A 19,618-nucleotide genomic window follows, 5' to 3' on the forward strand; every position below is an offset into this window, starting at 1 on the left:
GTCGTCGACCCCCGCCTCGTCCGCGATCGCCTTGGCCGTCAGCGGGTTGTCACCGGTGATCATCACCGTGCGGATGCCCATCCGCCGCAGCTCGTCGAATCGCTCCCGCATGCCCTCCTTGACCACGTCCTTCAGGTGGATGACACCCAGCACGCGGGCCGCGCCGTCCTCCTTGACCGCGACCAGCAACGGGGTGCCGCCGGCGGCGGAGATGGTGTCGACGGTGCGCTGCGCGTCGGGGGCGACGGTGCCGCCGTTCCCGCTGACCCAGGCGGCGATCGCGCCGGCCGCGCCCTTGCGGATCTGGCGGCCGTCGACGTCGACGCCGGACATACGGGTCTGCGCGGTGAAGGGCACGAACGCGGCGTGCCCGAGCTCGCCCTCGTTTCGCTCGCGGAGGCCGTACTTCTCCTTCGCCAGGACGACGACGGAACGGCCCTCGGGCGTCTCGTCGGCCAGCGAAGACAACTGCGCGGCGTCGGCGAGCCCGGCCTCGTCCGCGCCCGCCACGGGCACGAACTCCGCGGCCTGGCGGTTGCCGAGGGTGATGGTCCCGGTCTTGTCGAGCAGCAGGGTGGACACGTCGCCGGCGGCCTCGACGGCCCGGCCGGACATGGCGAGCACATTGCGCTGCACCAGGCGGTCCATGCCGGCGATGCCGATCGCCGACAGCAGGGCGCCGATCGTCGTCGGGATGAGGCAGACCAGCAGCGCGACCAGGACGATCATCGACTGCTCGGCGCCCGCGTAGATCGCGAACGGCTGCAGGGTGACGACCGCGAGCAGGAAGACGATGGTCAGCGAGGCCAGCAGAATGTTCAGCGCGATCTCGTTGGGCGTCTTCTGCCGGGCCGCGCCCTCCACGAGGGCGATCATCCGGTCGATGAAGGTCTCACCGGGCTTGGTCGTGATGCGGACGACGATCCGGTCCGACAGCACCTTCGTGCCGCCCGTGACCGCGCTGCGGTCACCACCGGACTCCCGGATGACCGGCGCCGACTCACCGGTGATCGCCGACTCGTCGACCGACGCGACGCCCTCCACGACGTCACCGTCACCCGGGATCACGTCGCCCGCCTCGCAGACCACCAGGTCGCCGACGCGCAGTTCCGTCCCCGGCACGCGCTCCTCGGCGCCGTCCATGAGACGGCGGGCGACGGTGTCGGTCTTGGCCCGGCGCAGCGTGTCGGCCTGGGCCTTGCCGCGGCCCTCGGCGACGGCCTCCGCGAGGTTGGCGAAGATCACGGTGAGCCAGAGCCATGCGGTGATCGCCCAGCCGAACCAGTCGGCCGGGGAGAGCAGCGCCAGCACCGTGGTGAGCACCGAGCCGATCAGGACCACGAACATGACGGGCGACTTGACCATCACCCGGGGGTCGAGCTTGCGCAGGGCGTCCGGGAGGGACCGCAGCAGCTGGGCCGGGTCGAAGAGCCCGCCCGAGACACGGGCGCCGTGGCCCGCGTCCGGGGCGTGCGGTGCCAGTCCTCCCTCGGGCGCGCGTACGGGCGTGTCGGTGGACATGGTTTCCTCTACGGGGGTGGGGGTGGTCGCACGGCTCATGACAGGCCTTCCGCGAGCGGGCCGAGGGCGAGCGCCGGGAAGTAGGTCAGTGCGGTGATGATCAGGATCGCGCCGACGAGCAGGCTCGCGAAGAGCGGCTTCTCGGTGCGCAGGGTGCCCGCGGTGGCAGGCACCGGCTTCTGCCGGGCGAGCGAACCGGCCAGGGCCAGGACGAAGACCATCGGCACGAAGCGCCCGAGGAGCATCGCGAGGCCGAGCGTGGTGTTGTACCACTGCGTGTTGGCGCTCAGGCCGGCGAAGGCGGAGCCGTTGTTGTTGCCGGCGGAGGTGTAGGCGTACAGGACCTCGGAGAAGCCGTGCGGCCCGCTGTTGAGCATGGAGTGCGGCGGGGTCGGCAGGGCCATCGCCAGGGCGGTGAAGACCAGCACGACGGTCGGGGTGACCAGGATGTAGAGGGCGGCGAGCTTGATCTCGCGGGTGCCGATCTTCTTGCCCAGGTACTCCGGGGTGCGGCCGACCATCAGGCCGGCGATGAACACCGCGATGATCGCCATGATCAGGATGCCGTAGAGGCCGGAGCCGACACCGCCCGGGGCGATCTCGCCCAGCATCATCCCGAGCAGGGTGATGCCTCCGCCGAGGCCGGTGAAGGAGGAGTGGAAGGAGTCCACCGCGCCGGTCGACGTCAAGGTGGTGCTCACCGCGAACAGCGACGAGGCGCCGACGCCGAAGCGCTGTTCCTTGCCCTCCATGGCGGCGCCCGCGATCTGGTTCGCCGAGCCGGGGTGCGCGAACTCGACCCAGGTCATCAGCGTGACGAAGCCGATCCAGATCAGGCCCATCGCCGCGAGGATCGCGTAGCCCTGCCTGATGTTGCCGACCAGCTTCCCGAAGGTGCGGGTCAGCGAGAGCGGGATCACCAGCATCAGGAAGATCTCGAAGAGGTTGGTGAACGCGTCCGGGTTCTCGAAGGGGTGGGCGGAGTTGACGTTGTAGAAGCCGCCGCCGTTGGTGCCGAGCTCCTTGATGGCCTCCTGGGAGGCCACCGCGCCTCCGGTCAGCGTCTGGTGGCCGCCGGCGAGGGTGGTGATCTCGTGCCAGCCGGCGAAGTTCTGGATCGCCCCGAAGCCCACCAGCACGATCGCGGCGACGAACGCCACGGGCAGCAGGATGCGGACGGTGCCGCGGACCATGTCGGCCCAGAAGTTGCCGAGCTCACCGGTGCGCGAGCGCACGAAGCCGCGGACCAGCGCCACGGCCACGGCCATGCCGACCGCCGCCGAGACGAAGTTCTGCACGGCCAGCCCCGCGGTCTGGGCGGCGTGGCCCATGGCGTTCTCACCCATGTACGACTGCCAGTTCGTGTTGGTCACGAACGAGGCCGCGGTGTTGAACGCCTGGTCGGGCGTGATGGCGGCGAAGCCGAGCGACAGCGGGAGGTGGTCTTGGAGCCGCAGGAACAGGTACAGGAACAGCACGCCCACGAAGGAGAAGGCCAGCACCGCCCTGAGGTAGGCGGGCCAGCGCATCTCGGCGTCCGGGTCGGCGCCGAAGCAGCGGTAGATCAGCCGCTCGACCCGCAGGTGACGGTCGGAGGTGTAGACGGCGGCCATGTAGTCGCCGAAGGGGCGGTACACCAGGGCCAGCGCCACGATGAGGGCGGTGACCTGGAGCACGTCAGCGGTGATGGGGCCCATGTCCGGAACTCAGAACCTCTCGGGTCGGACGAGCGCCAGGATCAGGTAGCCCAGCAGGGCGACGGCGACGACGAGTCCGACGACGTTCTCGGCGCTCACAGCTTCGCCACCCCCTTGGCGATGAGGGCCACCAGCGCGAAGACCGCGATCGTGGTGACCACGAAGGCCAGGTCGGCCATCGTGTGCTCCTAGCTTCGGATCGAACGTTTACCAGGCCAGGAAACCTCCGTCCCCGCCGTACGCGGGCCTCGTTGACGGCTTCCATACGGGCCCTCACGGCGCCTTGACGGACCTTTGACGTTCACCCCGGTGACCTGCGAAAACGCCCGTGGGCCGACCTGTTCTCACAGGTCGGCCCACGGGCGTTCGGCGTGGCCGGGGCACTGGGCCCCGGGGTTCAGTGCACCTCGGTGATCTCCGGTCCGCGACGCATCGGGTCGATGCCGTCGGAGAAGCGACCGGCCTCCTCCTGGGCGATGCCCTCGGGCACCATCTGGGCGTCGTTGGGCAGCTTCAGCACGATCGGGTCGCGCGGCGCCATCGGCGACTCGCCGCGGACGACGACCGTGTCGCGGAAGATCTGCTCCAGCAGGCCGGCGGTCTCGGGCTGGACGGCGCCCTGCCCGGAGATGACGCCCCGCAGGAACCAGCGCGGGCCGTCACAGCCGACGAAGCGCACGACCTGGACGCCGTTGGCGCCGTTGGGCAGCTGCACCGGGACCTGGGCGCGCAGCTCCCAGCCCAGCGGACCCTCGACCTCGTCGACGATGCCGCCCTGCTTGGTGATGCCGGACGCGATCTCGTCGCGGACCTCGCCCCAGATGCCCTCCGACTTGGGGGCGGCGAAGCCCTGCAGCTGGACGGCGCTCTCCCGGAGCACCACGGTCGCGGCGACGATGGACTCCCCGGCCACCTCGACGCGCAGCTCCATGCCCTGCACACCGGGCACGAACAGCCCGCCCAGGTCGACCCGGCCCTCGGCCGGGTCCCTGACCTCGCTCACGTCCCACGGGCCGTCCGGCCTGGGGGCGGGCGGAAGGTTGTACCGACGGGACTCCATGGAGTCGTCCGACTCCTCGGCGTCTTCGGCCAGCTCGTCAGGGCCCTCGGCCTCGAGCTCGTCGAGGGCGTCTCCGCGCTCCTTGCGACGACGACGGAACACGTCACTGTCCTTCCCGGTCAGCGATGACCGATGCGTATCCATTGCCGGACGGACCGACCGGCGAGCCATCCACCGCAGCATGACCCCCCGTGGAGCCGAAGCCCCCTGCCGCCCGTTCCGAGCCGGGCAGCTCCGCCACCTCGTGGAAGCGGACCCGCTCGACCTGCTGGACGACCAGTTGGGCGATCCGGTCCCCTGCTGCGAACCGTACGCTCTCGCGCGGGTCCAGGTTGACCACGATCACCTTGATCTCCCCACGGTACCCGGCATCAACCGTTCCCGGGGCATTCACGAGCGCCACTCCGCACCTCGCGGCCAGGCCCGAGCGCGGGTGCACGAAGGCGGCGTAGCCGTACGGCAGCGCGATCGACACGCCCGTGGGCAGCACGGCACGCTCACCGGGGGCCAGTTCGGCCGCCTCGGTGGTGACGAGGTCGGCCCCGGCGTCGCCCGGGTGCCCGTACGAAGGAATCGGGACGTCCTCGTGCAAACGGTGGATGAGGACGTCGACCGGGGGGCGACCGCCGCCGGTCACGGGTTCACCTCGAAGGCGCGCGCGACCTTGACCTGGTCGGGGTCGGACATCGCGGCCCGGATCTCCTCGGGGCGGCCGTTGTCCGTGAAGTGCTCCAGCTTGACCTCGATGAACAGCGCGTCCGCACGGACGGCGACCGGGCCGTCGGGGCCGCCGATGCGGCCGACCGCGGTGGAGTAGATCTTGCGCCCGGCCACGGCGGTGCAGCGGGCCTCCAGGTGGAGGGTGGCGCCGACCGGCACGGGCTGCACGAAGTCGGTCTCCAGGCGGCCTGTCACGGCGATGGTCCGCAGCAGCCAGGCCAGCGAGCCGAGCGTCTCGTCGAGCGCCGTGGCCAGCACACCGCCGTGCGCCAGGCCCGGGGCGCCCTGGTGGGCGGGCTGGACCCTGAACTCCGCGGTCACGCTGACGCCCTCACCGGCCGTGGCCTCCAGGTGCAGGCCGTGCGGCTGCGCCCCGCCACAGCCGAAGCAGTGGTCGTAGTGCGCGCCCAGCGGTTCGCCGGGAGCGGGGGCGTCGGGGTGCCGCTCGGGCGCGACGGCGTCGCTCGGCGGTGTCAGGCCCGGGCGGTCCGGGCCGGCGTCGGTCGTAGCTCCACTCACGCGGGAGACCCTACCCTCCTGCGGGATCCATTCCCGCCGCCCGGCCGTTGTCCTTGCGGCCCCGCGGCCCGCCCATCACCGGAGCACCCTCCCTTGGAGCACCACATGACCCCCAGGTCCGTCGTCGTCACAGGAGCCGGGTGCGGGATCGGCCTCGCCACCACCCTGGAACTCGCCCACGCCGGTTTCGACGTCATCGGGACGGTACGGAGCGAGGAGAAGGCGGAGGCGCTGCGGGAGGCGGTGGAGCGCACCGGCGCGTCGGTGCGCACCGTGCTGCTGGACGTCACGGACGCCACGTCCTCCGTCCGGGCGTTCACCGAGATCGCCACGATGACGGACGGCGGCCCGTGGGCGGTGGTGAACAACGCCGGGATCGCCCAGCCCGGCGCGATCGAGGACGTCGACGACGAGCAGGTCCGGCAGCAACTGGAGACGAACCTGGTGGCCCCGGCGCGCATCGCCCGCCTGGTGCTGCCCACGATGCGGGCCCGGCGCGCGGGGCGGATCGTCAACATCTCGTCGATCTCCGGGCGGGTCTCGATGCCGCTGCTCGGCTGGTACTGCGCCAGCAAGCAGGGCCTGGAGGCGGTGACGGACGCGCTGCGGATGGAGGCCGCCCCGTTCGGGGTCAAGGTCGTACTGGTGGAGCCCGGCTCGTACGGCACGGACATCTGGCAGCGCGGCGCGAGCCGGCTCCCGCAGCGCCGCAACTCCGCCTACCGGCACCAGTACGAGGCCGCGGAGGAGATGATCAAGCGGGAGCTGCCCTCGCCGCGCCCGGTGGCGCGCACGGTGCTGAGGGCGCTCACGGCACCGCGGCCGCTCCCCCGCTACCTGGTGGGCACCGACGCCCGGTCCTCCGCCGTCCTGGACGCCGCCCTGCCGACCGCCGCGACCGACTGGGCCAAGCAGGTCGCCACGGGACTGCGGCGTCCCCCGCGCGCGGCGCACGCGCTGACGAGGCTGCGGTCCCGGGGCGGGCGCTGAGGACACGGCATGACAAGCTTGGTGTCATGACCGTCATGAGCTATGAGGAGCGGCTGACCGCGCCGCGTTCGTGGTGGGGCCTCGCCGTCGGCGCGGGCGTCTCACTGGCGCTGATCCTGCTGCCCTTCGGCCCCCTGGCGCTGCTCGGCGGGCTGGTGGGCGGTACGGCCGCCGGAGCGGCCCTGGTCAGCGCGTACGGCTCGCCGCGGCTGCGGGTGGTCGCCGGTTCGCTGGTGGCCGGGGACGCGAAGATCCCCGTGACGGCGCTCGGCGAGGCCACGGTGCTGGACCGGGACGAGGCCGTGGCCTGGCGGTCGTACAAGGCCGATCCGCGCGCCTTCATGCTGCTGCGCGCGTACGTGCCGACCGCGCTCAAGGTCGAGGTCACCGACCCGGACGACCCGACGCCCTACCTGTACCTGTCGACCCGCTCGCCCGAGCGCCTGGCCGCGGCCCTGCGGGACGTGCGCGTCTGAGCGGACGGGCGCCCCGGCACGGGGTGCCCGGTGCCGGGTGGCTCAGCCACCGGGCCCGAGCGCGGGCGGGGGCTCCTCCTCGGCGGACAGCAGGCCCCAGGGCACCTGGCGGACGCGCAGGTCCTTGCGGATCTGCTCCGCGAGCTTCTTGGTGTCGCGCCGGTTCATCACGGCACCGACGGCCGCGCCGACCATGAACGGGGTCAGTGTCGGCAGGTTGCGCATGGTGCGCTTCATCAGCTGCTGGCGCAGCTCGCGCTTCATCCTGCCGCCGAGGGCGATGTTCAGCGTGGACGGCTTGGAGAAGTCGATCCCGCGCCGCTCGGTCCACTCGGCGAGGTACATCGTCGACCGCTGACGCAGCGTGCCCGGGGCGCGCAGCCCGTAGACCTCGTGCAGCTCGGCGATGAGCTTGTACTCGACCAGGGCGACGCCGAGGGTCTCCGAGGCCAGCTCCGCCGGCATGGCCGGCGGGGTGGGCAGCATGGCGGCGGCGCCGATGCCGGCGCCGACCGTCGCGGTGCCCATCGTGGCGGCGTTCACCAGCTTGTCGGCCAGTTCCTCGGGCCCGAGCCCGGGGAACTGGCGGCGAAGCGTCTCCAGGTCCCTGACGGGGACCCTCGGGGCCGTCTCGACGAGCCCGTCGACGAAGGTGTTCAGCGCCGCCTTGGCGCGTGCCCGTGCCCGTGCAGCACGGCCGGGGGGACGGAACGGGACGAGATCGCCCGCCGGCCCCTCCGTTGCGCCCGCGAGCGAGGCCTCATGGCCCCGCTCGTCGTCGCTCGCCACGGTCCGGCTCTCCGTCAGGCCGCGCAGTCGCGGCAGATCGGGTTGCCGTTCTTCTCCGTCGCCAGCTGGCTGCGGTGGTGCACGAGGAAGCAGCTCATGCAGGTGAACTCGTCCGCCTGCCGGGGCAGCACCCGGACCGACAGCTCCTCATTGGAGAGGTCGGCTCCGGGCAGCTCGAGGGACTCGGCCTGGTCGAACTCGTCGACGTCGACCGTCGAGGTCGACTTGTCGTTCCGCCTGGCCTTGAGTTCCTCGATGCTGTCCTCGTTGACATCATCGTCGGTCTTGCGTGGGGTGTCGTAATCAGTAGCCATGTATCGCTCTCCCCCTCTGGGTGTCTGCGGTGTCTCCAGCGCACGTAACGCACGGGAGGCCGGTCTTGTGCCCGGCCCGAAGCGGAGATTTTGCCTTACATCAAGTGCCGTTACTCAATCGACACCCAAACGCACCCCCGAAGAGGTGATCGCATCCGCTGCCGGTCATGACCGGAAACGGCCCGCTTGTCGCACCTTGCTCGCGCCTCCACGTGTACTTCCCGTGATCATGACCTGCGGAAACATGGATTTTTCCGGTCTTTTCCCGGAGGTCGCCATCACGGAGAGTACCCGCGACCGGAATCGTATGTGTGATCGCTCACAGCATGCCCCCGAGGCGCGCAGACCGCAAAATTCAGCGCAAAGCGAACACGTCTCCGGGGGTGTCGTGTGACGGGTCACACGGGGATGACAACCCGCATGACCAGGCCACCTCCCTCGCGCGGGACCGCGCTGATCGTGCCGCCGTGGGCCCGGGCGACGGACTTGGCGATGGAGAGCCCGAGACCGACGCCCTTGTCACTGCCCGTGCGCTCGTTGCCCAGCCGGCGGAAGGGTTCGAACAGGTTGTCGATCTCGTACGCGGGGACGACGGGCCCGGTGTTGACGACCGCCAGGACCGCGGAGCCCGCCTCGACGCCCGTGGTGACCTCCACCCAGCCCTCGTCCGCGACGTTGTACCGGACGGCGTTCTGCACCAGGTTCAGCGCGATGCGCTCCAGCAGGACCCCGTTGCCCTGGACGACCGCCTCGCCCAGCGCGGCACGCAGCTCCACGCCCTTGGCGTCGGCCTCGCTGCGGGTCTGCTCCAGCGCCTGGGTGGCGGCCTCGGCGAGGTCCACCGGTTTGCGGTCGACGATCTCGTTGTCGCTGCGGGCGAGCAGCAGCAGGCCCTCCACCAGCTGCTCGCTGCGCGTGTTGGTGACGAGCAGGTTCTTCCCCAGCTGTGCCATGTCCGGGGAGGCGTTGGGGTCGGCGAGCTGGACCTCCAGCAGCGTGCGGGTGATCGCCAGCGGCGTTCTCAGCTCGTGGGAGGCGTTGGCGACGAAGCGCCGCTGGGCGTCGAAGGACCGCTCCAGGCGCTCCAGCATGTCGTCGAAGGTGTCCGCCAGCTCCTTGAGCTCGTCGTCCGGGCCGGTCAGGTGGATCCGCTGGGTCAGGTCGGAGCTCACCACGCCGCGCGCGGTGCGGGTGATCCGGCCGAGCGGCGCCAGCACACGGCCGGCCAGCAGGTAGCCGAAGGCGAAGGCGAGCACGGCGAGACCGACGAGCGCGAACAGCGAGCGCTTGAGCAGGACGTTCAGGGCGGTCTCGCGCTGCACCGCCAGGCAGTGGACGTAGGCCTTGTTGAAGGCGTCGGGGTTGGTCGGGCCCGTGGGCAGCTCGGGACACAGCCCGGTGAGCGACAGCCGGCCGGCCTCGACGTGGAACTGCGCCTCGGTGCCCTGGCGGATGGCCTGGGCCGCCAGCAGGTAGATGATCCACAGCAGTATCACCCCGGCGATCAGGAACATGCCGCCGTAGAGCAGGGTGAGCCTTATCCGGATCGTGGGGCGCAGCAGCGGCATGGGGCGGGCGGCCGGCTTCGGGTCCCAGGTGGGCTTGGGCGGGATGGCCTGCGACGCGGGCGGGGTCGTCGGCGAGGACGAGGGCGCGGGCACGGCGGATCAGATCCGGTAACCGGAGCCGGGCACGGTGACGATCACCGCGGGCTCCCCGAGCTTGCGGCGCAGCGTCATGACGGTGACGCGCACGACGTTGGTGAAGGGGTCGGTGTTCTCGTCCCAGGCCTTCTCCAGCAACTGCTCCGCGGAGACCACGGCCCCCTCGCTGCGCAGCAGCACCTCCAGCACCGCGAACTCCTTGGGGGCCAGGTGGACCTGCCGGCCCTCCCGGGTCACCTCGCGGCGGTTGGGGTCGAGCTTGATCCCGGAACGCTCCAGCACCGGCGGCAGCGGCGCCGTCGTACGGCGCCCGAGGGCCCGCACGCGGGCGGTCAGCTCGGTGAAGGCGAAGGGCTTGGGGAGGTAGTCGTCCGCGCCCAGCTCCAGCCCCTCCACGCGGTCGCTGACGTCGCCCGCGGCGGTCAGCATCAGGACGCGGGTCGGCAGGCCCAGCTCCACGAGCTTGCGGCACACGTCGTCCCCGTGGACGACCGGCAGGTCGCGGTCGAGGACGACGACGTCGTAGTCGTTGACCCCGATCCGCTCCAGGGCGGCGCCGCCGTCGTAGACGACGTCGACGGCCATGGCCTCACGGCGTAGTCCGGTGGCTACCGCATCGGCGAGCAGTTGCTCGTCCTCGACGACCAGTACGCGCAAGGCGCTGTTCCTTCCCTAGGCACTTCTCAAAGAGCCGTGCACAGCCCGCGTGCGCAGGCTGAACGCCCCTCCATCCTGCACCGGGAGGCCGTAAAACAGGGGTAAGAGCAGTTGGCGCCCAATTCTTCGCGTCCCGGAGGTTTCCCCTCCGGCGGGCCTGGGGAGGACGACTGCACACCCCCGATCACGCCCCCAGGGCGTCCGCAACTCCCGTGGCAGTAGCCGCTGTGTGATCCGAGGGGTCCCCGGACAAGACCTGTGAACGAACGACCCCGCACATCGCACGACCCCGAATATCCCTGTGTCAACCCACGACGACGAGGGGGCGCCACCTGATGGACGCATTCACCACTGGAATCCTGCAGCGCATACACAGCACCGAATCGGACCTTCTGCGCGCCCGCGAGGACGGGGACGAGTTCCTGGCCGAGGTCGAGGAGGCCGAACTGGCCGACCTGCGCCGCCTCGCCGCTGAGCACGGCGTCCAGGTGCTGCCCAAGATCGCCTGAGATCGCCCAGGGCGGCACAGCCGAACGCCGCGCCCCGGACACCTGGACAGGTGCCGGGGCGTTCGCGTGCCCGCCGCCGGTTCCGCACGGCGCGGCCGGCCGTCACGGGGGGCGTCAGCGGCCCTCAGTCGTGCCAGGCGCCGAGTTCGTCGAGCCGGCGCTGCAGGGGCTCGAACAGTCCCGGCGGGGCCGCCACGGTCAGCTCCGTGGACTCCGGCACCCCGGGGCGGCCGCCGGTCAGGGCACCGGCCTCGCGGGCGAACAGCGCACCCGCCGTGTAGTCCCACGGGTTCAGCCCGCGCTCGTAGTAGCCGTTGAGGCGGCCGCAGCCCACGTCGCACAGGTCGATGGCGGCGGATCCGCCGCGACGTATGTCCCGCACCTGCGGCACCAGCTCGCGCAGCACCCTCGCCTGGCCCTCGCGCCGCTCCTGCAGGTAGCCGAAGCCGGTGCCGATCAGCGCCTGGTCCATCGGCGGCGCCGGGCGCACGGCCGCCGGCCGGTCACCCACCCACGCGCCCCGGCCCAGCACCGCGCGGTAGCTCTCGCCGCGCATCGGGGCCTCGACGACCCCGACGAGCGTCTCGCCGTCCCGCTCGGCCGCGATGCTCACGGCCCACGACGGCAGGCCGTACAGGTAGTTCACGGTCCCGTCCAGCGGGTCGATCACCCACCGGACCCCGCTGGTGCCCGGGGTGCTGGCGCCCTCCTCGCCCAGGAGCCCGTCGTCCGGACGGCGCTCGATGACGAAGGAGGCGATCAGCTTCTCCGCGGCGATGTCCATCTCGGTGACGACGTCGATCGGGCTGCTCTTGGTGGCGGCCACACCGAGGTCGGCCGGGCGGCCGTCGCGCAGCAGCTCGCCCGCCCTGCGGGCGGCCTCGAGGGCCACGGCCAGGAGTTCGTCCTTGAGGTGGTCGTTCACGGTACTCCTCGTGCGTTCGGGTACGTCGGTCACTCGGCGCCCGCGGCAGCGGGCCGCGGGCTGCGCGCCGGGCAGCAGCCCACGGGGCACACGTCGTGGCTGGGCCCGAGCGCGCCCAGCGCGCACCGCTCGGGGGTCAGGCCCCGCTCGGTGGCGGCGCGCTCCAGCACCAGCTCGCGCACGGCGGCCGCGAAGCGCGGGTCCGCTCCCACGGTGGCGGCACGGGCGACGGGCAGGCCCAGTTCCGCGGCCTTGGCGGTCGCCTCGGTGTCGAGGTCGTACTTGACCTCCATGTGGTCGGAGACGAAGCCGATCGGCACCATGACGGCGGCGGGTGCGCCGGAGGCGTGCAGCTCCTCCAGGTGGTCGCAGATGTCGGGCTCCAGCCACGGGATGTGGGGGGCGCCGCTGCGGGACTGGTAGACCAGCTTCCACGGGCGGTCGGTGCCGGTGGCCTCGCGGACGGCGTCGGCGATCACCCGGGCGGTGTCCAGGTGCTGGGCGACGTAGGCGCCGCCGGCTCCGTCCTCGGTGTGCGCCTCGGGCCGGCCCGAGGTGTCGGCGGCCGCGGTGGGGATCGAGTGGGTGGTGAACGCCAGGTGCGCCCCGACCCGGACGTCCTCGGGCAGCGTGGCGAGGGCGGTCAGCACCGCGTCGGTCATGGGCCGGACGAAGCCGGGGTGGTTGAAGTAGTGCCGCAGCTTGTCCACGCGGGGGACGGGGTGTCCTTCGGCCTCGAGGGCGGCCAGGGAGTCGGCGAGGTTCTCGCGGTACTGCCGGCAGCCGGAGTAGGAGGCGTACGCGCTGGTGGCCAGGACCAGGACCCTGCGGTGGCCGTCCCCGGCCAGCTCGCGCAGCGTGTCGGTGAGGTAGGGCGACCAGTTGCGGTTGCCCCAGTACACGGGCAGGTCGAGGCCGTGCTCGGCGAAGTCCTTGCGCAGCGCCTCCAGCAGCTCGCGGTTCTGCGCGTTGATGGGGCTGACCCCGCCGAAGAGGAAGTAGTGCTGCCCCACCTCCTTCAGGCGCTCGCGGGGGATGCCACGGCCGCGCGTGACGTTCTCCAGGAAGGGGACGACGTCGTCGGGCCCCTCGGGCCCCCCGAAGGACAGCAGGAGCAGTGCGTCGTACGGAGTGGCGGTGCCGGCCTCGGTGTGATCGGACATGTTCCGATCCTGCCACCCGGCGGTGACGGCCGAAGAACCGGGAAAATTCGCTTGCGCTCCCTTTGTAAGCTGTGTGAGGCAGTCACATTCCTTACTCCGGCCTCTACCTCAGCCCCCGAACATCGGCGACGAAGCCGTTGGAGCGCCCTGTGCCCAGTCCCTATCGCGCGATCTTCTCCACTCCGGGGACCAGGGGTTTCTCGGCGGCGGGCTTCATCGGCCGGATGCCGCTGTCCATGCTCGGCATCGGCATCGTGACGATGATGTCCCAGGTCACCGGCCGCTACGGGATCGCGGGCGCCCTGGCGGCCACCCTGGCACTGGCCGGGGCGGCGCTGGGTCCGCAGGTCTCCCGCCTGGTCGACCGGTACGGCCAGCGCAGGGTGCTGCGCCCGGCGGCCGGGGTGACGGTGCTGGCGGTGGCGGGCCTGCTGGTGTGCGTTCGGACCGGGGCTCCGGACTGGGCGCTCTTCGTCTGCGTCGCGCCGGCGGGGACGACCCCGAGCCTGGGCGCCATGGTGCGGGCACGGTGGGCCATGATCCACCGGGGGTCGCCCGCGCTGCTGCACACCGCCTACTCCTTCGAGTCCGTCGTCGACGAGGTCTGCTTCATCGTGGGCCCGATCCTGTCGATCGGGCTGTGCACGATCTGGTTCCCGGAGGCGGGGCCGCTGCTGGCCGTGCTCTTCCTGGCCGCCGGGGTGTGGCTGCTGAGCGCGCAGCGCGCCACCGAACCGCCGCCCCACCCTCGCGAACAGCACACCCCCGGCTCCGCGCTGCGCTCCCGCGGGCTGCAGGTGCTCGTGCTGACCTTCGTCGCGACCGGGGCGCTCTTCGGTGCCGTGGACGTCAACACCGTGGCCTTCGCCGAGGAGCAGGGCCACAAGGCCGCGGCCAGCGTGGTGCTCGCGGTGTACGCGGCGGGTTCCTGCCTCGCGGGGGTGCTTTTCGGCCTGATGAAGCCGGCGGGAACGGCTTCCCGCCGCTTCCTCCTGGGCGTGGCGGCCATGGCCGTGAGTATGATCCCGCCACTACTGGTCGGGAACTTGACGTTCCTGGCCGTGGCGCTGTTCGTCGCGGGCCTGTCCATCGCACCGACGATGGTCACCACCATGGCGCTCGTCGAGCAGTTGGTACCGCGCGCGAAGCTGACCGAGGGCATGACGTGGACGAGCACGGGGCTCGCGGTCGGTGTGGCGCTCGGCGCCTCTCTGGCCGGGTGGGTGATCGACGCGGCGGGGGCCCGGGCCGCGTTCGCGGTGCCCGCCTCCGCCGCGGCGCTCGCCGTGGTGGCGGCCTTCCTGGGGTACCGCCGGCTGGAGCCGGCGCCTGAGCTGGAGGGGACGCGTGCGCATGGCTACGACGAACAGGACCGCCGGGAAGGCCACATGGCGTAACTGGGCGGGGAACGTGCGGGCCCTGCCCGCGCGGACCGCGTCACCCGCCTCGGTGGACGAACTGGCGGCCGTGCTCCGCAAGGCGGCGGCGGACGGGCTCCCGGCCAAGGCGGTCGGCACCGGGCACTCCTTCACCTCGACGGCGGCGACCTCGGGCGTCCTGATCCGGCCCGAGCGGATGACCGCGGTGCGGGGCGTCGACCGCGAGGCCGGCACGGTCACGGTGGAGGCGGGCGTCCAGCTCAAGCACCTCAACGCGCTGCTCGCCGCCGAGGGCCTGTCCCTCACGAACATGGGCGACATCATGGAACAGACCGTGGCCGGCGCGACCAGCACCGGAACCCACGGCACGGGCCGCGACTCGGGCTCCATAGCCGCCCAGGTCAAGGCGCTGGAACTGGTGCTCGCCGACGGTTCGGTGCTCACCTGCTCGGCGGAGGAGAACGCCGAGGTCTTCGCCGCCGCCCGGATCGGACTGGGCGCGCTCGGCGTGGTCAGCGCGCTCACCTTCGCGGTCGAACCGCTCTTCCTGCTCGCCGCGCGCGAGGAGCCCATGCGCTTCGACCGGGTGGTCTCCGAGTTCGACCAACTGGTCGAGGAGAACGAGCACTTCGAGTTCTACTGGTTCCCGCACACCGACGGCTGCAACACCAAGCGGAACAACCGCAGCCAGGGGCCCGCCGCCCCGGTCCCGGGCGTGCGCGGCTGGATCGACGACGAGTTCCTGTCCAACGGGGTCTTCCAGGCGGCCTGCGCCGTGGGCCGGGCGGCGCCCGCGCTCATCCCGGGCATCGCCCAGGTCTCCAGCCGGGCCCTGTCGGCCCGCGCCTACACCGACATCCCGTACAAGGTGTTCACCCATCCACGTCGTGTGCGTTTCGTGGAGATGGAGTACGCGGTGCCGCGCGAGGCCGCGGTGGAGGTGCTGCGCGAACTGAAGTCCATGGTCGAGTCCTCGCGGTTCAGGATCAGCTTCCCCGTGGAGGTGCGGGTCGCCCCGGCGGACGACATCGCGCTGTCGACGGCCTCCGGCCGGGACACCGCGTACGTCGCGGTGCACATGTACCGCGGCAGCCGGTACCAGGAGTACTTCACGGCGGTCGAGCAGATCATGACCGCCCATCAGGGGCGCCCCCACTGGGGCAAGATCCACACCCGGGACGCGGACTACTTCGCCAAGGCCTACCCGCGCTTCGCCGAGTTCACCGCCCTGCGCGACCGGCTGGACCCGGACCGGCTGTTCCGCAACGACTACCTGCGGCGGGTGCTCGGCGAATAGTTCCACTTGTGTGGTTTTTGTGAAGATCCCGACCCAACTCCCTTGGCGCGCGCGAAGTTCGACGGCGCGGCGCCCCACCGACGTGGCCCAAATGGAGTACTGTGACAAATCCTGGCTCCGGGGGGAGACGGCGCACTCGTCCCGGGGTGCCGTCGATCGAACCGGAGACACTTGACGCCGGGTGGTTCGTTTGGTCACTCAGCGTTGCAAATAGGTAACCGTGCCATAACGGCGAGTCACGGCACATGCCCGACACGCCGGGAAACTCAGCAAGGTTGTGGCAGGCTGCACCCGGGCAGGTCACACTCGTCCATCGGGAGCAGCGACGCACGTGACGTCGGCAGGCACCACCCGGGAGGTAACCGTGCCCGAACTGCGTGTCGTGGCCGTCAGCAACGACGGCACACGGCTGGTGCTCAAGGCTGCCGACAGCACGGAGTACACGCTTCCGATCGACGAACGTCTGCGTGCCGCCATCCGCAACGACCGGGCGCGGCTGGGCCAGATCGAGATCGAGGTCGAGAGCCATCTGCGCCCGCGCGACATCCAGGCGCGGATACGAGCCGGTGCCACCGCCGAGGAGGTCGCGCAGCTCGCCGGGATCCCGGTGGAGCGCGTCCGGCGCTTCGAGGGCCCCGTGCTGGCGGAGCGCGCCTTCATGGCCGAGCGGGCCCGCAAGACCGCGGTGCGGCGTCAGGGCGAGAGCACCGGTCCGCAGCTCGGTGAGGCCGTCGCGGAGCGGCTGCTGCTGCGCGGCGCCGAGAAGGACAGCGTCCTGTGGGACTCCTGGCGGCGTGACGACGGCACCTGGGAGGTGCTCCTCGTCTACCGGGTGGCCGGTGAGCCGCACTCCGCGAGCTGGACGTACGACCCGCCGCGCCGGCTCGTCCAGGCCGTGGACGACGAGGCGCGCGCGCTCATCGGGGAGACGACCCAGGAGGCCGCACAGGAGCCGAGCTACCCCTTCGTGCCGCGGATCGCGCGGCTCCCGCGCGACCGTGCGCTGGAGCGGCCCGACCGCGCCGAGCGGGCGGAACGCACCGCCGAGGAGCGGGCGGAGGAGGAGCGCGACTCCCTGACCAGCCTCCTGGAGGCGGTCCCCAGCTTCCGCGGCGACATGGTGGTGCCGGCCCAGGCGGGGCCGCCCTCCGTCACGCCCGACACGCCGGCCGCGGCCACGGTCGCGGAGGACGGTCCCGACACGCCCGGGGCGGAGGAGGAGGCGCCGCCGGCCCCCGCCGCGAGTGCGGGCGCGGGCTCCGCGTACGCCGACGTCCTGATGCCGCGTTCGGTCGGCGCCCACCGCGACCGGCTGGTCGGCTCCACCGACCGCCAGGCCGAGGCGGACGGGGTCCGTCCGGGGCGGCGGGCGACGGTGCCGAGCTGGGACGAGATCGTCTTCGGGAGCCGGCGCAAGAAGCAGGACTGACCGGGGCACGCCGCCCCTCAGGGGGTGCCCCGGTGCGGTCCTCCGTATGGGCCGGCCTCCAGCCGCCGGCGCCCTGTCAGCCCGGTTGCGGCCCGGTCGCGACGTCCCGGCCCGCCGTGGACCACTCGCTCCAGGAGCCGACGTAGAGCGCCGCGGGGATGCCGGCGACCGCCAGGGCCAGCACCTCGTGGGCGCCGGAGACGCCCGAGCCGCAGTAGACGCCGACCTCGGCGCCGGGCATGGCGCCGGCCTTGCCGAAGCGCGCCGCCAGTTCGTCGGCGGCGAGGAAGACTCCGGTGTCCGCGGCGACGTTCTCCGTGGTCGGGGCGTTGACCGCGCCGGGGATGTGACCGGCGACTGGGTCGATGGGCTCGGTGTCGCCCCGGTAGCGCTCCGGCGCGCGGGCGTCCAGGAGGACGCCGCGGCGGGCCAGTGCCGCCGCGTCGTCGGCGGTGAGCACGGGGAGCGCGCCCGGCGCCGCGGTGAACTCGCCCTCCTCGTCGGCGGGGACGTCCGCCTCGAGGGGCAGTCCCGCCGCGGTCCACGCCGCGAGGCCGCCGTCCAGGACGCGGACCCGCTCGTGCCCGGCCCACCGCAGCAGCCACCACGCGCGGGCGGCGCCCCAGCCGGGACCGCCGTCGTAGACCACGACGTCGCGGTCCGGGCCGACGCCCGCGCGGCGCATGGCGGCGGTGAACACCGCGAGGTCCGGGAGGGGATGGCGGCCCGCCGCCCCGGGCGGTCCGGCGAGTTCGGTGTCGAGGTCGACGTAGTGCGCGCCGGGCAGGTGACCGGCCTCGTACGCGGGACGGCCGGGCGGCCCGCCCAGTTGCCAGCGGACGTCCAGAAGGGCGGCGCCTCCCGGGACGCCCTTCGGCAGCGCGGCCAATTCGGTTACGGTAATGACAGGATGCATAAGCCCATTGTGGTCACCCGGCGCGGGAAACCTGCGGCGCGGCCCCGGTCCGCGGCACACCCGGTGGTGCGAGCATCGCTGTGGCACGTCCCCTGCAAGCCCGAGCGTTGCTCCCCAGGAGAGAATTGATGACCGAGGTAGGGAACCGCCACCCGCACGGCACCCCGTGCTGGGTCAGCCTGCTGGCTCACAGCGTCGAGGCCACGCAGGAGTTCTACAGCCATCTGTTCGGCTGGGAGTTCCACCCCGGTCCGCATTCCCTGGGCCTGTACGTGCGCGCCACGCTGGACGGGAAGAGCGTGGCAGGCATCGGCGAGCTGCCCAGGGACCGGCACCTGCCGATCGCCTGGACGACCTACTTCGCCACGGACGACGCCGACAAGACCGCCGAGCTGATCCGGATCTGCGGCGGCACGGTGGGCGTCGGCCCGCTGGACGCGGACGACGCGGGACGGCTGGCCGTCGCCTCGGACCCGATGGGCGCGGTGTTCGGGGTGTGGCAGGCCCGGCACCACCGCGGGACCGAGGTCTTCGGGGTACCGGGCGCGCCGGTCTGGAACGAGCTGGTCACCCGGGAGACCTCGCTGGTCGGCAAGTTCTACTCGGTGGTCTTCGGGCTGGAGACCGACGCGGTCGTCTCCACCGACTTCGACTACCTCACGCTCCACCTCGCCGGCCGTCCGGTCGGCGGGATCCACGGCGTCGGCCGGGCCCTGCCGCGCGACCGCGGAGCGCACTGGATGACGTACTTCGAGGTCGCCGACACCGACGCCGCCGCCCGCCAGGTGACGGACCTGGGCGGGACGGTCATCCGCACGCCGCGCGACTCCGAGTACGGCCGGCTGGCCACCGTGGCGGACCCCGAGGGCGCCGTCTTCACCGTGATCCGGTCCCGGCCGCAGCCGGGGGCCGGCGGCAGCTAGTCGACCGGCAGGACGTCCGGCGAGATCGCCGCCGCGCGCGCCGCGGCCGCGGTCATCCGCCGGATGTGGTGGCGGCGGCAGAGCACCTCGTAGCCGATGTCCGCGCCGGGGCGGTTGACGTCGCCGACGACGACCTGCTCGCCCTCGACGACCATCTCCCCGCCCACCGTGCGGGCGTTGTGGGTGGCACGGGCGCCGCACCAGCACAGGGCCTCGACCTGGAGCACCTCGATCCGGTCGGCCATCTCCACCAGGCGCCGGGACCCCGGGAAGAGCTTGGTGCGGAAGTCGGTGGTGATCCCGAAGGCGAAGACGTCCAGCCGCAGGTCGTCGACGATGCGCGCGAGCTGGTCGATCTGGTCCGGGGTGAAGAACTGGGCCTCGTCGACGATGACGTAGTCGGCGCGGGCGCCGCCGGACAGGTGCGTGACGAGGTAGCCGTAGAAGTCGAAGTCGTCGGCGGCCTCGACGGCCTTGGTCTCCAGGCCGAGCCGGGAGGAGAGGACGCCCTCGCCGGCCCGGTCGTTGCGGGTGAAGATCAGGCCCTCCAGGCCGCGTGCCGAGCGGTTGTGCTCGATCTGCAGGGCGAGGGTGCTCTTCCCGCAGTCCATCGTTCCGGAGAAGAACACGAGCTCAGGCATGAGGAGGCGGCGGCCTTTCGGGGCGGTGG

Annotated in this window: 21 protein-coding genes; 7 read left to right on the forward strand and 14 right to left on the reverse strand. The window is 72.1% G+C overall.

The genetic code is table 11. From position 1 onward, the window contains the following. The 6 genes from kdpB to PV341_RS32650 form a co-directional block, all read right to left on the reverse strand. On the reverse strand, positions 1 to 1,521 hold a 1,521-nt coding region (kdpB, locus tag PV341_RS32625; RefSeq protein WP_500359725.1), incomplete at its 3' end, for a potassium-transporting ATPase subunit KdpB. Between the two features lie 35 nt (positions 1,522 to 1,556). After that, positions 1,557 to 3,218 (reverse strand): potassium-transporting ATPase subunit KdpA, encoded by a 1,662-nt coding sequence (gene kdpA / locus PV341_RS32630; RefSeq protein WP_500321916.1) that lies wholly within the window; start codon positions 3,216 to 3,218, stop codon positions 1,557 to 1,559. A 9-nt stretch (positions 3,219 to 3,227) separates the two neighbouring features. Beyond that, positions 3,228 to 3,317, reverse strand: coding sequence for a K(+)-transporting ATPase subunit F (gene kdpF, locus PV341_RS32635; RefSeq protein ID WP_499514510.1), 90 nt, complete (start codon positions 3,315 to 3,317; stop codon positions 3,228 to 3,230). A gap of 298 nt (positions 3,318 to 3,615) precedes the next feature. Continuing rightward, positions 3,616 to 4,380 (reverse strand): DUF3710 domain-containing protein, encoded by a 765-nt coding sequence (locus PV341_RS32640; protein WP_499514509.1) that lies wholly within the window; start codon positions 4,378 to 4,380, stop codon positions 3,616 to 3,618. Between the two features lies 1 nt (position 4,381). Then, positions 4,382 to 4,915: a dUTP diphosphatase gene (gene dut, locus PV341_RS32645; RefSeq protein WP_499514508.1), complete on the reverse strand. Its 534-nt coding sequence runs from the start codon at positions 4,913 to 4,915 to the stop codon at positions 4,382 to 4,384. Beyond that, complete coding sequence (locus tag PV341_RS32650) at positions 4,912 to 5,517, reverse strand: PaaI family thioesterase (RefSeq protein WP_500321917.1); 606 nt, start codon at positions 5,515 to 5,517, stop codon at positions 4,912 to 4,914. The genes dut and PV341_RS32650 overlap by 4 nt, the downstream gene beginning before the upstream one ends. 105 nt (positions 5,518 to 5,622) lie before the next feature. On the opposite strand from PV341_RS32650, the gene PV341_RS32655 reads away from it, so the two are divergent. Next, positions 5,623 to 6,507 carry an SDR family oxidoreductase gene (locus tag PV341_RS32655; protein WP_500321918.1) on the forward strand — a complete coding sequence of 295 codons (885 nt, stop codon included), beginning with the start codon at positions 5,623 to 5,625 and terminating at the stop codon, positions 6,505 to 6,507. A gap of 26 nt (positions 6,508 to 6,533) precedes the next feature. Next, positions 6,534 to 6,983 carry a DUF3093 domain-containing protein gene (locus PV341_RS32660; RefSeq protein ID WP_500321920.1) on the forward strand — a complete coding sequence of 150 codons (450 nt, stop codon included), beginning with the start codon at positions 6,534 to 6,536 and terminating at the stop codon, positions 6,981 to 6,983. A 42-nt stretch (positions 6,984 to 7,025) separates the two neighbouring features. Here PV341_RS32660 and PV341_RS32665 read toward each other — a convergent pair whose 3' ends face one another. The 4 genes from PV341_RS32665 to PV341_RS32680 form a co-directional block, all read right to left on the reverse strand. Next, positions 7,026 to 7,772: a hypothetical protein gene (locus tag PV341_RS32665; RefSeq protein WP_500321921.1), complete on the reverse strand. Its 747-nt coding sequence runs from the start codon at positions 7,770 to 7,772 to the stop codon at positions 7,026 to 7,028. Between the two features lie 14 nt (positions 7,773 to 7,786). After that, the gene (locus PV341_RS32670) at positions 7,787 to 8,086 is read right to left on the reverse strand and encodes a DUF4193 domain-containing protein (RefSeq protein WP_018561848.1); all 300 of its coding nucleotides are present in this window, start codon (positions 8,084 to 8,086) and stop codon (positions 7,787 to 7,789) included. 398 nt (positions 8,087 to 8,484) lie between these two features. Beyond that, a complete protein-coding gene (locus tag PV341_RS32675; RefSeq protein ID WP_500321922.1) occupies positions 8,485 to 9,747 on the reverse strand; it encodes a sensor histidine kinase in 1,263 nt (420 codons plus the stop codon). 6 nt (positions 9,748 to 9,753) lie between these two features. Continuing rightward, positions 9,754 to 10,407 (reverse strand): response regulator transcription factor, encoded by a 654-nt coding sequence (locus tag PV341_RS32680; RefSeq protein WP_499514502.1) that lies wholly within the window; start codon positions 10,405 to 10,407, stop codon positions 9,754 to 9,756. A 335-nt stretch (positions 10,408 to 10,742) separates the two neighbouring features. On the opposite strand from PV341_RS32680, the gene PV341_RS32685 reads away from it, so the two are divergent. Next, entirely contained in the window at positions 10,743 to 10,916 is a 174-nt protein-coding gene (locus PV341_RS32685) for a hypothetical protein (protein ID WP_018561851.1), read from the forward strand. A 124-nt stretch (positions 10,917 to 11,040) separates the two neighbouring features. On the opposite strand, the gene PV341_RS32690 is transcribed toward PV341_RS32685, so the two are convergent. After that, positions 11,041 to 11,841, reverse strand: a complete 801-nt coding sequence (locus tag PV341_RS32690; protein WP_500321923.1) for an inositol monophosphatase family protein — start codon at positions 11,839 to 11,841, stop codon at positions 11,041 to 11,043. A 29-nt stretch (positions 11,842 to 11,870) separates the two neighbouring features. Further along, on the reverse strand, positions 11,871 to 13,004 hold the full coding sequence (locus PV341_RS32695) for a ferrochelatase (protein ID WP_500359726.1): 1,134 nt from the start codon (positions 13,002 to 13,004) through the stop codon (positions 11,871 to 11,873). 149 nt (positions 13,005 to 13,153) lie between these two features. On the opposite strand from PV341_RS32695, the gene PV341_RS32700 reads away from it, so the two are divergent. From PV341_RS32700 to sepH, 3 genes are all read left to right on the forward strand, one after another. Next, positions 13,154 to 14,401: an MFS transporter gene (locus PV341_RS32700; RefSeq protein WP_500321925.1), complete on the forward strand. Its 1,248-nt coding sequence runs from the start codon at positions 13,154 to 13,156 to the stop codon at positions 14,399 to 14,401. After that, positions 14,358 to 15,680, forward strand: a complete 1,323-nt coding sequence (locus PV341_RS32705; RefSeq protein ID WP_500321926.1) for a D-arabinono-1,4-lactone oxidase — start codon at positions 14,358 to 14,360, stop codon at positions 15,678 to 15,680. The genes PV341_RS32700 and PV341_RS32705 overlap by 44 nt, the downstream gene beginning before the upstream one ends. 331 nt (positions 15,681 to 16,011) lie before the next feature. After that, on the forward strand, positions 16,012 to 17,109 hold the full coding sequence (gene sepH / locus PV341_RS32710) for a septation protein SepH (protein WP_500321927.1): 1,098 nt from the start codon (positions 16,012 to 16,014) through the stop codon (positions 17,107 to 17,109). 76 nt (positions 17,110 to 17,185) lie between these two features. On the opposite strand, the gene PV341_RS32715 is transcribed toward sepH, so the two are convergent. Next, a complete protein-coding gene (locus PV341_RS32715; RefSeq protein ID WP_500321928.1) occupies positions 17,186 to 18,025 on the reverse strand; it encodes a sulfurtransferase in 840 nt (279 codons plus the stop codon). Between the two features lie 128 nt (positions 18,026 to 18,153). Between PV341_RS32715 and PV341_RS32720 the strand changes: the two genes are divergently transcribed. Continuing rightward, positions 18,154 to 18,948: a VOC family protein gene (locus tag PV341_RS32720; protein ID WP_500321929.1), complete on the forward strand. Its 795-nt coding sequence runs from the start codon at positions 18,154 to 18,156 to the stop codon at positions 18,946 to 18,948. Here the strand turns inward: PV341_RS32720 and PV341_RS32725 are convergent. Continuing rightward, a complete protein-coding gene (locus tag PV341_RS32725; RefSeq protein WP_499514494.1) occupies positions 18,945 to 19,589 on the reverse strand; it encodes a thymidine kinase in 645 nt (214 codons plus the stop codon). The genes PV341_RS32720 and PV341_RS32725 overlap by 4 nt on opposite strands. Positions 19,590 to 19,618 lie beyond the last annotated feature (29 nt).

Source organism: Streptomyces sp. PA03-1a, assembly GCF_033792805.1.
Lineage (GTDB): Bacteria > Actinomycetota > Actinomycetes > Streptomycetales > Streptomycetaceae > Actinacidiphila.